Genomic DNA, 15,340 nt, shown 5'->3' on the forward strand with positions numbered 1-15,340 from the left:
CTGAGTTAGTTGCTGAGGTGAGGAGCCTTCGAGCGAGGTGCCCTTCACATGTTCAGGAAGGGCACCCGCTCAGACGCCGTAGCCGCCGTTGTAGCCGTCGCGTTGGTGCCGTTCCGTCTCGACCACCGTGGTCGAGGTCGGAGGCACCATCACCCGGCGGCGCCGGGCGATGCTGCTGAACGTCGTCACGCCGATCAGTCCGACGATCATCAGGATGACGCCGACCAGATCGAGATTGACGCCCTGCATGTCCCAGTCCGTCGCGAACGTGAGGATGGCTCCCACGGCGATGAGGATGATGCATCCGCCGAGGCCCATGATGTTGCCTCCTGTCCGGTGTACCGGCCACTCCGGTTCACCACCGGATCCGGGTACCCCGGGGCCCGACTCCCATGCGCGGCGGCCGACTTGCTACCCCTCCAGGAACGCCACCAGCGCGTTGGCCAGCAGGTACGGGTCGGCGTCGCCGCACAACTCCCGTGCGCTGTGCATCGACAGGATGGCCACGCCGATGTCGACCGTGCGGATACCGTGCCGGGCGGCGGTGATCGGGCCGATGGTCGTGCCGCAGGGCATGGAGTTGTTGGAGACGAAGTTCTGGAACGGCACGCCCGCCTTCTCGCAGGCGGCGGCGAAGATCGCCCGGCCCGAACCGTCGGTCGCGTAGCGGTTGTTGACGTTGACCTTGAGGATCGGGCCGCCGTTGACCCGCGGGTGATGCGTGGGGTCGTGCCGCTCCGCGTAGTTGGGGTGGACGGCGTGACCGGTGTCGGAGGACAGACAGACGGTGCCCGCGAAGGCTCTCGCCCGGTCCTCGTACGACCCTCCGCGCGCGAACACCGAACGCTCCAGCACGCTGCCCAGCAGCGGCCCGTCCGCGCCGGTGTCCGACTGCGAGCCGTTCTCCTCGTGGTCGAAGGCGGCCAGCACCGGGATGTACGGCAGTCCCTCGCCGCCGGTCGCCACGGCCGTCAGCGCGGCCGTACCTGCGTGCACGGAGAGCAGGTTGTCCATCCGGGGACCGGCCACCAGCTCCTCGTCGCGGCCCAGATAGGCGGGCGGCTCCACGGAGTGCGCCATCAGGTCCCAGCCGGTGACCTGGCCCGCGGCCAGCCCGGCCTCCTGCTCCAGGAAGGCGATCAGGTCGCCGTCGCGCACGTCGTTCGCCAGGCCCCAGACGGGCTGGAGGTGGCGCTGCTTGTCGAGCTTGAGGCCGTCGGTGTTGACCGCCCGGTCCAGGTGGATGGCGAGTTGGGGGACCCGCAGCAGTGGGCGGCCGATGTCGACCAGGCGCGTCGAGCCGTCCCGCAGGGTCAGCCGGCCCGCCAGGCCCAGGTCGCGGTCGAGCCAGGAGTTGAGCAGCGGACCGCCGTAGATCTCCACGGCCACCTGGCGCCAGCCGTGCGCCCCGGTGTCGGGCAGCGGCTTGACGCGCAGGTTCGGGGAGTCGGTGTGCGCGCCGATGATCCGGAACGGCGTGTGCGGCGCGGCGCCCTCGGGCACGTACCAGGCCACGATCGCGCCGCCGCGCAGCACGTACCTGCCACCGCTCCCCGCCGCGGAGGCCGCCGAGGTCTCCGCGTCCCAGGCGTCCGTCTCCGAGACCTGCCTGAACCCGGCCTTCTCCAGGCGCTCGGCCGCGTTCGCCACGGCGTGGTACGGCGACGGGCTCGCCGTCAGGAACGTCATGAGGTCGTCGGTGTGGCCGCGGTCGAAGCGGGAGGGTGCGCTCATGGGGTTCACCTTAACGACGTACGAGAGCCCGCTCCCGGTGATGGGGAGCGGGCCCTCGTGAGGACAATGTGGAGTGTCGCGCGGTTGTGCGGATGCGTCCTGGAACGCGGCCTCTGAGTGCTAGAAGGCGGCCTCGTCCAGCTCCATCAGGTCGAGCTCGACGCCCGCGGCGATCTTGCGGGCCAGGGTGACGCCCGGCAGGACGTCGGCCGCGAAGAACTTCGCCGCCGCGATCTTGCCGGTGTAGAACGCCACGTCCTTCGCGGAGACGGCCTTGGTGGCGGCCGACTCGAGCTTCTCGGCGGCGATCGCGGCACCCTTGAGGAGCAGGTAGCCGACGATGACGTCACCGGAGGCGAGCAGCAGGCGGGTGGTGTTCAGGCCCACCTTGTAGATGTTCTTGACGTCCTGCTCGGTGGCCGCGAGGTCGGTCAGCATCAGGCCGACGATGGCCTCCAGCTCGACGGCCGCCTTGGCCAGGTGCTCGCGGGCGCCGGCCAGCTCCTCGCCGCCGGTGCCCAGCGCCAGGAACTTCTTGATGTCCTCGGCGAGGGAGTTCAGCGCGGCGCCCTGGTTGCGGACGATCTTCCGGAAGAAGAAGTCCTGGCCCTGGATCGCCGTGGTGCCCTCGTACAGGGTGTCGATCTTGGCGTCGCGGATGTACTGCTCGATCGGGTACTCCTGGAGGAACCCGGAGCCGCCGAAGGTCTGGAGCGACTGGGCGAGCTGCTCGTAGCCCTTCTCGGAGCCGTAGCCCTTGACGATCGGCAGGAGCAGGTCGTTGAGCGCGTGCTCCGTCTTCGCGTCCTCGCCGTTCGCCTCCTTCACGGCGATCGCGTCCTGGACGGAGGCCGTGTAGAGGACGAGGGCGCGCATGCCCTCCGCGTACGCCTTCTGTGTGATCAGCGAGCGGCGCACGTCGGGGTGGTGGGTGATGGTGACCTTCGGCGCGGCCTTGTCCATGAAGTTCGCCAGGTCGGGACCCTGGACGCGCTCCTTGGCGTACTCCAGGGCGTTGAGGTAGCCGGTGGAGAGCGTGGAGATCGCCTTCGTGCCGACCATCATGCGGGCGAACTCGATGATGCGGAACATCTGGCGGATGCCGTCGTGCTTGTCGCCGATCAGCCAGCCCTTGGCGGGGTGCCGGTCGCCGAACGTCATCTCGCAGGTGTTGGAGGCCTTCAGGCCCATCTTGTGCTCGACGTTGGTGGCGTAGACGCCGTTGCGCTCGCCCAGCTCACCGGTCTCGAAGTCGAAGAGCGTCTTCGGGACCATGAAGAGGGACAGGCCCTTGGTGCCGGGACCGGCGCCCTCGGGACGGGCCAGCACGTAGTGGAGGATGTTCTCCGACATGTCGTGCTCACCGGACGTGATGAAGCGCTTCACGCCCTCGATGTGCCAGGAGCCGTCCTCCTGCTGGACCGCCTTGGTACGCCCGGCGCCCACGTCCGAGCCGGCGTCCGGCTCGGTGAGGACCATGGTGGAGCCCCACTGCCGGTCGACGGCGATCTGCGCGATCTTCTTCTGGACGTCGTTGCCCTCGTCGAAGAGGATGCCGGCGAAGGCCGGGCCGGAGGAGTACATCCACACGGCCGGGTTGGCGCCGAGGATCAGCTCCGCGTACGCCCAGATCAGGGACGGCGGGGCGGTGGTGCCGCCGATCTCCTCGGGCAGGCCCAGACGCCAGTACTCGGAGTCCATGAAGGCCTGGTAGCTCTTCTTGAAGGACGCGGGGACCGGCGCGGTGTTGGTCTCGGGGTCGAAGACCGGCGGGTTGCGGTCGGCGTCCGTGAAGGACTCCGCCAGCTCGTTCTCCGCGAGGCGGGTCAGCTCCTCGAGGATGCTCTTCGCGGTCTCGGTGTCCATCTCCCCGAACGGGCCGGTGCCGTACAGCTTGTCGCGCCCGAGCACCTCGAAGAGGTTGAACTCGATGTCGCGGAGATTCGACTTGTAGTGCCCCATGGCGACGGCTCCGTAAAGAGAGATCGGCGAGGGACTTGGATCCTCGCGCTAGTTCACGTACCAACAAGTAGCTACCGATGATGCTACCCGTCGGTAATAAGTCGCAACCCCGAACCGGCCATCTGTGACGCGTGACGCGTCCCGTACGCCTCGGAAGGGGCCCCCGTACCGCCCCGCCCGACGGGCGCGCTCGGTACGCTTGCGCCCATGTACGGATACGGCCAGCCCATGGACGGCGGTGCTGCACAGCAGCAGTACGCCCCGCCGCAGCAGCAGATGCCCGGCGGCCACGGCGGGTACGGTCAGCAGCCGCCGCTCTACCCGGAGCCGTCCCCGCCGTCCCTCGCGGACGCGGTGCGGGCCTTCACCACCGGGCAGCTGGCCGCGGAGGACTTCCAGCAGGTCTTCGCGACCTCCAAGGTCTACTGCCCGCGCGGCGACAACCCCGGTTTCCTCGCGCTGCACAACACCCAGCAGCCGGTGATCCCGATGTTCACCTCGCTCAAGGAGCTGCGCCGGTACGCGGGCAAGGAGTCCAAGTACTTCGTGATCACCGGCTCCGAGATGATCGACCTGCTGCCCACCGGGTACGGCTTCGTCCTCGACATGGAGGGTGAGCACCGGATGGTGTTCGACGCGAAGGCGGTCGAGCAGATGGTCGAGTTCGCGATGCGGCGGATGTACGGCTGAGGGTTCCCCTCGCCCGCCTCTCTCCCCTTCTCTCCTGCTCGCTCCTGCTCTCTCCTCGTCCTCCTCCTTCCCCTCTCCCCTTCCTCTTCCTGGCTGATCCTGGGGCGTCCGGCGGATGCCTCATGCCCTTCACAGCCATGCCATAGGGTTCCCCCGCGCCACCGGCTCTGCGTGATCACCTCTCCACGGGAATGTCCTCCGGCCTTCCTTCGTTATGGGTGGCAGAAAGTTCAACGCTCAACTAAACTGGGACGCACGTCGCCCAAGGAGGTACGGACATGCCCGCAGTGACCGTCGAGAACCCGCTGACCCTGCCGCGCGTCACGGCATCGGCCGACGCGGTCGCACGTCCCGTCCTCACCGTCACGACCGCGCCCAGCGGTTTCGAGGGTGAGGGCTTCCCGGTACGCCGTGCGTTCGCCGGGATCAACTACCGCCACCTCGACCCGTTCATCATGATGGACCAGATGGGCGAGGTGGAATACGCGCCGGGCGAGCCGAAGGGCACCCCCTGGCACCCGCACCGCGGCTTCGAGACCGTCACCTACATCATCGACGGGATCTTCGACCACCAGGACAGCCAGGGCGGCGGCGGCACCATCACCAACGGCGACACCCAGTGGATGACGGCCGGCTCGGGCCTCCTCCACATCGAGGCGCCGCCGGAGTCGCTCGTCATGTCCGGCGGTCTCTTCCACGGCCTCCAGCTGTGGGTGAACCTGCCGGCCAGGGACAAGATGATGGCGCCGCGGTACCAGGACATCCGCGGCGGCCACGTACAGCTCCTGACCAGCCCGGACGGCGGCGCGCTGCTGCGTGTCATCGCGGGCGAGCTGGACGGCCACGCCGGACCCGGTATCACCCACACCCCGATCACGATGGTCCACGCGACCCTCGCGCCGGGCGCGGAACTCACTCTTCCGTGGCGTGAGGACTTCAACGGTCTCGCGTACGTCATGGCAGGGCGCGGTTCGGTCGGCGCCGAGCGTCGGCCGATCCACCTGGGCCAGACGGCGGTCTTCGGCGCGGGTTCCTCGCTGACGGTCCGCGCGGACGAGAAGCAGGACTCGCACACGCCTGACCTGGAGGTCGTGCTGTTGGGCGGGCAGCCGATCCGTGAGCCGATGGCCCACTACGGCCCGTTCGTGATGAACACCAAGGACGAGCTCCAGCAGGCCTTCGACGACTTCCAGAAGGGCCGGCTGGGCACGATTCCGGCGGTGCACGGGATGACGGCCGAGGGCATCTAGCCCTCCGGCCCGCCGAAAACCGATACGGTGTGACAAGGCCCGAAGCCGCAACGTTGGTTTGCGACTTCGGGCCTGTCTCATGTCACCTGACTACGGCAGCACGTAGACGGGCGCTCCGTCAGCGGAACACCCGGTCTGCCGCATACAGCCGCGCTTCAGCAGCATGCGCAGGCAGTCGTGGACGCGATCCTGCGACATACCGGTCCGGGCGGCGATCTCCTCGACGTGGTAGCGGGCCTCACCACGCGCCAGTGCCGGGGCGAGGACGGCGGCGACTGTGTGCACGTCATCTGTGACGAGGAGGTGCCTCTTCTTCCACGTGTCGAGAAGCTGCTGGGCAGTCAGTCCAGGCGCAGGGGCGCTGTGGCTGGGCCGCCTGAGGGCTTCGGCGATGTCCCTCAGCGCGTCGGCCATCCTGTTCTGACTGTCCGTGATCTGCCGAAGCAGGTCGTTGCGCTCCCCTGCGGCGGCTGCCAGCATCTCGTCCGCGTACAGGTTGCGCTCCTCGAGCCGCACGATGGCCTCGACGACCTGCTCGGGCATGACGTACGCGGTACCGACGGCGGGAGCGGGTTGTACGGGGGCCGGTTCCAGGGAGTAGGAGCCGTCGCGCTGGAGAGTGGCGATGACACCGGCGACCCAGGTTTTGAAGGGCTGGGCCTCCGGCTTGGTGCATCCGTTCACGAGCTGGATGAGTCCCTGGAGATTCACCATCTTCATGGACTTCTTGAGCCTGTGACCTGCAATGTTGCACGAAGCGTCGGCCGTACCGACGCTTCGTGCAAGATCGTCGAGGGATGTTGTGTGTTGTTCCGCAACACTCTGACGCAATGCGTCCCGGGTGTTGGCGTAGCCGAGTTGAGCCGCCACGTCCACGGCCGGGAACCAGTGTTCCCCGCCCGGCGTGGTCAGCCTCCGTACCCGCGCCCCCGTCGCCGCGAACACGAAGTCGTTGATGTCGATCGCGTCCTGCTGTGCCGCCGACCGGTCCGGCGGCTGTGTGTTGTTCTGCTCGTACATCGAGCATCACCTCCGCCACGAAAAATAGGCATATGCCACCGCAACTGGCCTCGTTGGCAAGGATGTTCACCCTTTAGGAGCGGACGTTCGATTCTGAGTCCGGGTCACGTGCCGTCACCCGGGCGGCCCGTCAGGTCAGGACAATCCGGCGCCTCCGTGATCCGCTGAACCCGTGCACCTGCTCCCCCTCCCCGCCCGCCGGTTCGCTGCCTGGTGTGCCGTGATTCTGCTTGCGGCGGGCGTCGGATACGTGGGGATCCGGCTGTGCGCCGAGTTGCGTACCGCGGTCACCCCCGTGTTGCTCGCGTTGCTCGGGACCGCGCTGCTCAGGCCGCTGTTCCGGAGGCTGGTGGAGGTGGGGGTGCCCCGGTCGGTGTCGGCGGGGGTGACGTGTGTCGCCGTCGTCGCCGTGGTCGGCGGGGCGGTGTACATCGTCGTCGCCGCGCTGATCGACAGCGGGGATCAGATCGTCGCCGCGCTCAGGTCGGCGGCGCGGGGTATCGCCGAGCACTTCGGGGCCGCCGGGACCTCGCTCGACGACCTCGCGTCCAACGCGAAGGAGCTGCTCACCAAGTTCGGAGGGACGGCCGCCTCCAATGTCATCAGCGGGGTGAGTGTCGTCGGCGAGAGCATCGCCATGGCCGTGCTCGCGCTGCTGCTCGTCTTCTTCTTTCTGCGGGACTCGCACCGGGCGATCGGCGCGCTGCGCTCCGTCGCTCCACGGGGTACCGGCGACACCCTGGAGGCCATGGCCCGGCGGGCCTTCCGGGCCGTGGAGGGGTTCATGCGGGGGACGACGTTCATCGCGTTCATCGACGCCGTGTGCATCACCGTCGGGCTGCTCGTCCTCGATGTGCCGGGGGCGGTCGGACTGGGCGCCCTAGTCTTCGTCGGGGCGTACATCCCCTATCTCGGTGCTTTCCTCTCCGGGGCCGTCGCCGTGCTGGTCGCGCTCGCAGACCGGGGTTTCGTCATCGCGCTGTGGGCGCTCGGGGTGGTGCTGGCGGTGCAGGTGCTGGAGGGGCATGTGCTTCAGCCGATGATCCAGAGCCGGACCGTGCAGATGCATCCGGCGGTGGTGATGGTGGCCATCACGGCCGGGGCGTCCGTGGCCGGGATCCTGGGCATGCTGCTCGCCGTCCCCGTGACGGCCGCCGCCTTCGGGGTCCTGCACGAACTGCGGACGCGTCACGGGGCTCCCGCGGAGGGCTCGCCGAACTCGTAGAGCTCGAACCAGATGCTCTTGCCCTCACCCCGCGGCGCGACCCCCCAGGTGTCCGCGAGCAGTTCGATGAGGACCAGGCCACGCCCCGAGGAGGCCAGTTCGCCGGGGCGACGCATGTGGGGGAGGTCGTCGCCGGCGTCGGTGACCTCGATGCGGAGCCGGCGTTCGCCGGGGGCGCCGGTGACCTCGGCGACGAGCAGCGCGTCCGCGTCGGTGTGGACGAGGACGTTCGTCAGCGTCTCGGAGACGAGCAGCACCGCCGAGTCGATCTGGTCCTCGCACGTCCAGTCGTGCAGCAGATCGCGCAGTTGCTGCCGGGCCACGGCGATCCGTTCGGGCTCGGCCTGCGCGACCGTCAGCATGGAGCGGCGCACGGGCCGCCGGACCGGCACGGGAGCCGCGCCCGGGCCGCAGCCGCCCTCGTCCTGGCGGCACAGGAGCAGCACGGCGATGTCGTCCTCGCGGCGGTCCGCGAGGGGGCCCGTGGTGTGGTGGGAGGAGGGGCCGTGCACCGCCTGGACCAGGGCGTCGGCCAGCTCCTCCAGATCGCCCTCGTGTGCCTCGAGGATCTTGCGGACGCGCCGCCAGCCGGTGTCGAGGTCATGGCCGCCGGTCTCCAGCAGGCCGTCGGTGCACAGCATCAGCGCCTCGCCGGGTTCCAGGGCGAGCCGGGTGGTGGGGTAGTCGGCGTCCGGGTCGATGCCCAGGGGCAGGCCCCCGGCGGTGGCGCGGACCAGCACGGTGCCGTCGGACATCCGGATCGTGGGGTCCAGATGGCCGGCCCGGGCGGCCTCCAGGACCCCGGTCACCGGGTCGACCTCGATGTACAGGCAGGTGGCGAAACGCGGATCGGCCCCGGCTCCGCCGTCCGTGTCGGTGAGGCCGTGGAAGAAACCGGAGGCGCGGGAGAGGACGGCGTCGGGGCGGTGGCCCTCGGCGGCGTACGCCCGTACCGCTATGCGCAGCTGGCCCATGAGCCCCGCGGCGCGGACGTCATGGCCCTGGACGTCGCCGATGACCAGGGCGAAGCGGCCCCTCGGCAGCGGGATCATGTCGTACCAGTCGCCGCCGACCTGGAGGCCGCCGCCGGTCGGTATGTAGCGGGCGGCGAGGGTCATGCCCGGTATCTCGGGGCCGAGGGTGGGCAGCATGGAGCGCTGGAGGCCGTCGGTCAGCTCGCGCTGGGTCTCCGCCAGGCCGGCGCGGGTGAGGGCCTGGGCGAGCATGCGCGCGACCGTCGTCAGCACGGACCGCTCGTCCGGGGTGAACGCCACCGGGTACGCGAAGGCGGCCATCCAGGCGCCCATCGTGCGGCCGGCCACCGTCAGCGGCAGGAACGCCCATGAGTGTCGCCCGAAGTGCGCGGCCAGCGGCCAGGTGAGCGGGTAGCGCTCCATGTACCGCTCGGGGGAGGACAGATACACGGCCCGTCCGGTGCGCACGACCTCGGCGGCCGGATAGTCCGTATGGATGGACATATGGCTGAAGGGGTCCTCGTCGCCGGACGGGTGTCCGTGGTGGCCGATGATCGTCAGCCGTTCGCCCTCCACGCCGAAGACGGCGAGTCCGTCCGGTGAGAAGCCCGGCATGGACAGGGCAGCCGCGACCCTCAGCACCTCCTCGGTGGACCGCGCCTCCGCCAGCGCCCGGCCCGCGTCCAGCAGGAACGCCTCGCGCGAGCGCCGCCAGTCGCCGGTGACGGCGGTCCGTCCCGCGGGGGTGCCCGGCGTCGGCTCGGTCACCTCCTGGAGGGTGCCGATCAGTTCGTACGCCTTCTTCACCGGGTCGAAGGACGGCCTGGAGCGGCTGCGCACGACCCGGACGACCCGTCCCCGGTAGTCCATGATCCGGATGCGTACCTCGGCGAGGGTGCCTTCGGCGACGGCGAGCTGGATCACCCCGGTGATCTCGTTCCAGTCGACGGGGTGGAGGCGGGCCCGGGTCTGGGCTTCGGTGAGGACCGTCTCCTCCTGGGGCAGCCCGAGCAGCCGGGCGGCCTCGGCGTCGACCGTGACCAGCCCGGTGGCGGTGTCCCAGTGCCACAGGCCGGTCGCGAGGGAGGCGAGGACCTCCCCCACGGCGGGCAACGGCTCGCCAGTGCGCATTGCCCCACTTTAGGAAGATGCGGCGGAGAAGTGCCACTGATCGCCGCACCGGTATTGAGGGGAGGTGATCAGTGACCGCCCGGTACCCTGGGGGTTGTTTCACGTGAAACACGCCCCCGATCCGCGAAGACTGGATGAACGACGATGCATCGGTACAGGTCCCACACCTGCGGCGAGCTCCGCGCCTCTGACGTCGGCACCGACGTCCGGCTGAGCGGCTGGCTGCACAATCGGCGCGACCTGGGCGGCATCCTCTTCATCGATCTGCGTGACCACTACGGCATCACGCAGCTCGTCGCCCGTCCGGGCACGCCCGCGTACGAGGCCCTCGACCGGCTGACCAAGGAGTCGACGGTCCGCATCGACGGCAAGGTCGTCTCGCGCGGCTCGGAGAACGTCAACGCGGATCTGCCGACCGGCGAGATCGAGGTCGAGGTCGGCGAGGTCGAGCTGCTCGGCGCGGCCCAGCCGCTCCCCTTCACGATCAACGCCGAGGACGGGGTCAACGAGGAGCGGCGCCTGGAGTACCGCTTCCTGGACCTGCGCCGTGAGCGCATGCACCGCAACATCATGCTGCGTACGTCGGTCATCTCGGCGATGCGGCACAAGATGACGGCGCTGGGCTTCAACGAGATGGCGACGCCGATCCTGTCCGCGACCTCCCCCGAGGGCGCCCGCGACTTCGTCGTCCCGTCCCGTCTGCACGCGGGCCGGTTCTACGCCCTGCCGCAGGCCCCGCAGCAGTTCAAGCAGCTGCTGATGATCTCGGGCTTCGACCGCTACTTCCAGATCGCCCCCTGCTTCCGCGACGAGGACGCGCGCGCGGACCGCTCGCCGGGCGAGTTCTACCAGCTCGACGTCGAGATGAGCTTCGTCGAGCAGGAGGACGTCTTCCAGCCGATCGAGAAGCTCATGACCGAGCTGTTCGAGGAGTTCGGCGGCGGCCGCCATGTCACCTCCCCCTTCCCGCGCATCCCGTTCCGCGAGTCGATGCTGAAGTACGGCTCCGACAAGCCGGACCTGCGGGCCCAGCTGGAACTCTTCGACATCACCGACATCTTCGAGGGCTCGGAGTTCAAGGCCTTCGCGGGCAAGCACGTCCGCGCGCTGCCGGTGCCGGACGTCTCCGCGCAGCCCCGTAAGTTCTTCGACCAGCTCGGCGACTTCGCGGTGACGCTGGGCGCGAAGGGCCTGGCCTGGGTCCGGGTGGCCGAGGACGGCTCGCTGACCGGCCCGATCGCGAAGTTCCTGACCGAGGAGAACGTCGCCGAGCTGACCAAGCGCCTGTCGCTGGTCGCCGGCCACGCGGTGTTCTTCGGCGCGGGCGAGTTCGACGAGGTCTCGAAGATCATGGGCGCGGTGCGGGTCGAGGCCGCCAAGCGTGCCGGGCACTTCGAGGAGAACGTCTTCCGCTTCTGCTGGATCGTCGACTTCCCGATGTACGAGAAGGACGAGGAGACCGGCAAGATCGACTTCTCGCACAACCCGTTCTCGATGCCGCAGGGCGGTCTGGAGGCCCTGGAGACCCAGGACCCGCTGGACATCCTGGGCTGGCAGTACGACATCGTCTGCAACGGCGTCGAGCTGTCCTCCGGCGCGATCCGGAACCACGAGCCGGAGATCATGCTCAAGGCGTTCGAGATCGCGGGCTACGACCACGAGACGGTCGAGGAGAAGTTCGCCGGCATGCTGCGCGCGTTCCGCTTCGGCGCCCCGCCGCACGGCGGCATCGCCCCGGGCGTCGACCGCATCGTGATGCTGCTGGCCGATGAGCCGAACATCCGCGAGACCATCGCCTTCCCGCTCAACGGCAACGCCCAGGACCTGATGATGGGCGCGCCGACGGAGCTGGAGGAGGCCCGGCTGAGGGAGCTGCACCTGTCGGTGCGCAAGCCGCAGCCGAAGTAGCGGTCAGCGGCAGACGGTACGACGGAGAGTGGCCCGGAACCGACGTCGGTTCCGGGCCACTTTCGTTTTCCCCGGTAACTGACAGCCCTTCCTTATGCTCCTGACAGGTTTCGTCCCTAGCGTCCCGGCCTCATGACGGGATCTCAGAAACCACACAGCGAACAGGACTTATCACGTCGAAAGGTCGTGGCCGTCGCCGCGGGCGGCATCGCGGCGGCGGGCCTGGGTGGCACCGCCTTCGCGGCGAGCGCCGCCGACGGGCACGGCAGACCGGCTCCGGCCGGCGCCGACACCGACGGGGAGGTCTGCTACCGACTGACCTCGGAGACGGTCGAGGGCCCCTACTACATCGACGCCGACAAGATCCGCCGGGACGTCACGGAGGACCGGGCGGGCATCCCGCTCCTCCTCGGGCTCAAGGTGATCGACTCGGAGACGTGCAGGCCGATCCGGAACGCGGCCGTCGACATCTGGCACTGTGATGCGGCGGGGGTGTACTCGGGTTACGAGGACCAGGGCAACGGCGGTGGCGGCGGTCCCGCTCCGACCGGCGAACCCCCGACCGGCGAACCTCCTACGGGTGCGCCCACCGGGGCGCCTCCGGGAGGCGGCCACCAGGAGCCCACGGACGACAGCCGCTACCTGCGCGGCACCTGGCGAACGGACCGGCACGGTCAGGTGGCCTTCCGGACGGTCTTCCCGGGCTGGTACCGGGGCCGGTGCGTCCATATCCACGTCAAGGTGCATGTGGACGGCGAGTGGACGGACGCCGGTTACGAGGGCGGCCACACCTGTCACACCGGCCAGTTCTTCTTCGACGAGGAGTCCGTGCTCGCCTCGGCGGTGGTGGAGCCGTACGCGAGCAACGCCGCGGAGCGCACGACCCTCACCGAGGACACGATCTACGACCAGAGCGGTACCCAGGGCGGTCTGCTGAAGCTGCGCTACGACAAGCGGGACATCGCGCGAGGCGTGCACGGGTCGATCACGGTCGGCGTGGACCCGGACGCGACGGAGGACGGCCAGGGCGCACCGCCGCAGCCGAGCGCGTCGGCGTCGGCGTCTGATTCCGCTTCGGCGTCGGCTTCACCTTCGGTCTCCGACAGCTGACGGATTTCTCCGGGCCACGCCCCCCGACCTGCGGATCGGGGGGCGTGGCTCTCTTCATGGATCGTTCACATACGTGGTCGTCTGAACAGCCCATTGACCCGGAGTGGTTGCCTCCATATCGTTCCCACATACGTAACAGCAGTTCAGGTATGTGAACAGCACGATGGGGAGACAACGATGTCAGAACCCGAGAGCGGGGCCGAGGCCGGCGCCGAGAGCCGGGCGGTGGGGAAGTTCCTTCGCCGGATGATGCCGATCCTGGTCCTGATGCTCCTGGTCAACAATCTCGACCGGACGAACGTGGGCTTCGTCCAGGACGAGCTCCAGGCCGACGTCGGTATCAGTGCCACCGCCTACGGCCTCGGGGCGGGCCTGTTCTTCATCGGGTACGCCCTGTTCGAGGTGCCCAGCAACATGCTCCTGGAGCGCTTCGGCGCCCGGGTCTGGCTGACCCGCATCATGATCACCTGGGGTCTGGTGATCGTGGCGATGTGCTTCATCCACGACGTGACGACCTTCTACACGCTGCGCTTCCTGCTCGGTGTCGCGGAGGCCGGGTTCTTCCCCGGTGCGATGCTCTACATCACGCAGTGGCTGCCCGACGCGAGCCGGGGCCGGGCGACGGCGATCTTCCTCGGCGGTTCGGCGGCCGCGGGCATCGTGACCGGCCCGGTCACCGGGGCGCTGCTCGAGCTGCACGGCGCGGGCGGGGTCGCCGGCTGGCGGTGGATGTTCGGGCTGGAGGGCGTGTTCTCGGTCGTGGTCGGGATCGTCGCCGGGTTCTTCCTGGTCTCCCGGATCGAGGATGCCCGCTGGCTCACGCGGGAGGAGAAGGACGCGCTCGGCGCGGCGGTGGCCGAGGACCGCGAGGCCCGCAGCCGTGCTCCGCACATGTCCCGGTTCAAGCTGCTCTTCCACCCGCAGGTCGCGCTGCTGACCGGCGCGTTCTTCGCGATGACGCTCACCGGATACGCGATCACCTTCTGGCTGCCGAGCCTGATCGAGGACATCGGCGGACTGTCGTCCTTCCAGGTCGGGCTGCTGTCCGCGATCCCGGCGGTCTGTTCCATGATCGCCATGTACTCGATGAGCCACTTCACCGACCGGGCGCCGGACCGTCGTCCGTATCTGGCGATCACCCTGGTGCTGTCGGCGACGGGCACCTATCTGGCCACCCTGGGCTCCCCCTGGTTCGGCCTCGCGGCGATCACGCTGGCCGGGGTCGGCTCGAAGTGCGCGGCCACGCTGTTCTGGCCGATGGCGCAGTCGGGGCTCGATCTCAGGATCGCGGCGCCGGGCCTGGCGCTGGTCAACTCCATCGGAAACCTGGGTGGCTTCTTCTCCCCCACGCTCTTCGGCTACCTCAAGGACACGACCGGCAGCACGAACGGCGGCCTGTACACGCTGTCGGCGGCATCACTGCTCGCGGTGGTCGCGGCGAGGTTCATCCGCAGCGCCCGCGCGGCCTCCGATCCGCTCCTGGGAACCTCACCGGAGGCGCACAGGAAGCCCGAGGGGGGAGCACAGCGGCGCGTCGTCTCATAGCGGTACGCCGGCACGGGCCGACGGGCAAGGGAGGAAGCCAGCCATGGGATCCACGGGGTTCATGATCACGCTGTCGGTGCTGCTGATCGTCGGCGCGGTGGCGGGGGTGGTGGCCCAGCGCCGTGCGGGTCGCACCCGACGTCCGGCCGGTCGGCCCGGTCGGCCCGGTCGGCCCGGTCGGCCCGGTCGGCCCGGACGTTCCGGTCCTGCGGGCTCCTCCGGACTGTCCGACCTGGATGCGGAGGCGGAGGCGAACCACTGGCTGATCCGGCTGGGCGGCGGCCTCGTCCCGCCGGACGCACGGGCCTGGGCGGGTGCGGACGAGGCGGCGGGCCGGGCGCTGACCAGCGCGGCCGAGTGCCATCGCGCGGCGCGGGATCGGTTGTCCGGGGCCCGTACGGCGGGGGAGTACGAGGAGGTCACGCGGGTGGCGAAGGAAGGGCTGGAGCATCTTCGGGCGGCGCGCGCGGCGCTGGGACAACCGGCCTCGGCGGTGCGTGGGGCGGCGGTGGGACAACCGGCCTCGGCGGTGCGTGGGGCGGCGGTGGGACAACCGGCCTCGGCGGTGCGTGGGGCGGCGCTGGGACAACCGGCCTCGGCCGTGGATGTGCCCGCCCTTCCCCGTGTCGCCCGCGTCCCGGCGGTCGGCGGTGGCTGCGCGGTCACGTCTCGCTAGGGGCCCTTCGCTGTGTCTGCCTCGCCGGCCCTCTTCGGTGGCCGCGCGAACAGCTGCGGGGCGGCGTACGCCGACGCGGTGTCGGAGTGCGCCGCCCCGGAGCGGGATGAGCTGC

At 69.6% G+C, this 15,340-nt stretch carries 12 protein-coding genes; 7 read left to right on the forward strand and 5 right to left on the reverse strand.

The window, feature by feature from the left end; translation table 11 throughout:
- Window positions 1-69: 69 nt before the first annotated feature.
- The 3 genes from G9272_RS23065 to G9272_RS23075 all read right to left on the reverse strand — a co-directional run bounded on the left by G9272_RS23065 (window position 70) and on the right by G9272_RS23075 (window position 3,696).
- Window positions 70-318 (reverse strand): DUF6458 family protein, encoded by a 249-nt coding sequence (locus G9272_RS23065; RefSeq protein WP_054242050.1) that lies wholly within the window; start codon window positions 316-318, stop codon window positions 70-72.
- Window positions 319-411: 93 nt separating this feature from the next.
- Complete coding sequence (locus tag G9272_RS23070) at window positions 412-1,734, reverse strand: M18 family aminopeptidase (protein ID WP_171398326.1); 1,323 nt, start codon at window positions 1,732-1,734, stop codon at window positions 412-414.
- A gap of 120 nt (window positions 1,735-1,854) precedes the next feature.
- A complete protein-coding gene (locus G9272_RS23075) occupies window positions 1,855-3,696 on the reverse strand; it encodes an acyl-CoA dehydrogenase (RefSeq protein ID WP_171398327.1) in 1,842 nt (613 codons plus the stop codon).
- Between the two features lie 207 nt (window positions 3,697-3,903).
- Here G9272_RS23075 and G9272_RS23080 point away from each other — a divergent pair, with 207 nt between their 5' ends.
- Both G9272_RS23080 and G9272_RS23085 read left to right on the forward strand, forming a co-directional pair.
- Window positions 3,904-4,386 (forward strand): SseB family protein, encoded by a 483-nt coding sequence (locus tag G9272_RS23080; RefSeq protein ID WP_028806966.1) that lies wholly within the window; start codon window positions 3,904-3,906, stop codon window positions 4,384-4,386.
- Between the two features lie 278 nt (window positions 4,387-4,664).
- A complete protein-coding gene (locus G9272_RS23085; RefSeq protein ID WP_171398328.1) occupies window positions 4,665-5,636 on the forward strand; it encodes a pirin family protein in 972 nt (323 codons plus the stop codon).
- Between the two features lie 90 nt (window positions 5,637-5,726).
- Here G9272_RS23085 and G9272_RS23090 read toward each other — a convergent pair whose 3' ends face one another.
- Window positions 5,727-6,656: a BRO-N domain-containing protein gene (locus tag G9272_RS23090; RefSeq protein ID WP_171398329.1), complete on the reverse strand. Its 930-nt coding sequence runs from the start codon at window positions 6,654-6,656 to the stop codon at window positions 5,727-5,729.
- A 172-nt stretch (window positions 6,657-6,828) separates the two neighbouring features.
- Between G9272_RS23090 and G9272_RS23095 the strand changes: the two genes are divergently transcribed.
- Complete coding sequence (locus G9272_RS23095) at window positions 6,829-7,881, forward strand: AI-2E family transporter (RefSeq protein WP_171398330.1); 1,053 nt, start codon at window positions 6,829-6,831, stop codon at window positions 7,879-7,881.
- Here G9272_RS23095 and G9272_RS23100 read toward each other — a convergent pair.
- Complete coding sequence (locus G9272_RS23100) at window positions 7,845-9,986, reverse strand: ATP-binding SpoIIE family protein phosphatase (protein ID WP_171398331.1); 2,142 nt, start codon at window positions 9,984-9,986, stop codon at window positions 7,845-7,847. The genes G9272_RS23095 and G9272_RS23100 overlap by 37 nt on opposite strands.
- 144 nt (window positions 9,987-10,130) lie before the next feature.
- Between G9272_RS23100 and aspS the strand changes: the two genes are divergently transcribed.
- The 4 genes from aspS to G9272_RS23120 all read left to right on the forward strand — a co-directional run bounded on the left by aspS (window position 10,131) and on the right by G9272_RS23120 (window position 15,225).
- Window positions 10,131-11,894 (forward strand): aspartate--tRNA ligase, encoded by a 1,764-nt coding sequence (aspS, locus tag G9272_RS23105; RefSeq protein ID WP_171398332.1) that lies wholly within the window; start codon window positions 10,131-10,133, stop codon window positions 11,892-11,894.
- A 132-nt stretch (window positions 11,895-12,026) separates the two neighbouring features.
- Window positions 12,027-13,004 (forward strand): intradiol ring-cleavage dioxygenase, encoded by a 978-nt coding sequence (locus G9272_RS23110; protein ID WP_171398333.1) that lies wholly within the window; start codon window positions 12,027-12,029, stop codon window positions 13,002-13,004.
- A 177-nt stretch (window positions 13,005-13,181) separates the two neighbouring features.
- Window positions 13,182-14,549 (forward strand): MFS transporter, encoded by a 1,368-nt coding sequence (locus G9272_RS23115; protein WP_171398334.1) that lies wholly within the window; start codon window positions 13,182-13,184, stop codon window positions 14,547-14,549.
- A gap of 43 nt (window positions 14,550-14,592) precedes the next feature.
- The gene (locus G9272_RS23120) at window positions 14,593-15,225 is read left to right on the forward strand and encodes a hypothetical protein (protein WP_171398335.1); all 633 of its coding nucleotides are present in this window, start codon (window positions 14,593-14,595) and stop codon (window positions 15,223-15,225) included.
- Window positions 15,226-15,340: the final 115 nt, after the last annotated feature.

This window comes from Streptomyces asoensis (assembly GCF_013085465.1).
Lineage (GTDB): Bacteria > Actinomycetota > Actinomycetes > Streptomycetales > Streptomycetaceae > Streptomyces > Streptomyces cacaoi_A.

Coding starts and splice junctions, on each gene's coding strand:
- G9272_RS23120 (WP_171398335.1), top strand. CDS start 14,593: ATGGGATCCACGGGGTTCATGATCACGCTGTCGGTGCTGCTGATCGTC.
- G9272_RS23090 (WP_171398329.1), bottom strand. CDS start 6,656: ATGTACGAGCAGAACAACACACAGCCGCCGGACCGGTCGGCGGCACAG.
- G9272_RS23110 (WP_171398333.1), top strand. CDS start 12,027: ATGACGGGATCTCAGAAACCACACAGCGAACAGGACTTATCACGTCGA.
- G9272_RS23100 (WP_171398331.1), bottom strand. CDS start 9,986: ATGCGCACTGGCGAGCCGTTGCCCGCCGTGGGGGAGGTCCTCGCCTCC.
- G9272_RS23070 (WP_171398326.1), bottom strand. CDS start 1,734: ATGAGCGCACCCTCCCGCTTCGACCGCGGCCACACCGACGACCTCATG.
- aspS (WP_171398332.1), top strand. CDS start 10,131: ATGCATCGGTACAGGTCCCACACCTGCGGCGAGCTCCGCGCCTCTGAC.
- G9272_RS23085 (WP_171398328.1), top strand. CDS start 4,665: ATGCCCGCAGTGACCGTCGAGAACCCGCTGACCCTGCCGCGCGTCACG.
- G9272_RS23075 (WP_171398327.1), bottom strand. CDS start 3,696: ATGGGGCACTACAAGTCGAATCTCCGCGACATCGAGTTCAACCTCTTC.
- G9272_RS23080 (WP_028806966.1), top strand. CDS start 3,904: ATGTACGGATACGGCCAGCCCATGGACGGCGGTGCTGCACAGCAGCAG.
- G9272_RS23065 (WP_054242050.1), bottom strand. CDS start 318: ATGGGCCTCGGCGGATGCATCATCCTCATCGCCGTGGGAGCCATCCTC.
- G9272_RS23115 (WP_171398334.1), top strand. CDS start 13,182: ATGTCAGAACCCGAGAGCGGGGCCGAGGCCGGCGCCGAGAGCCGGGCG.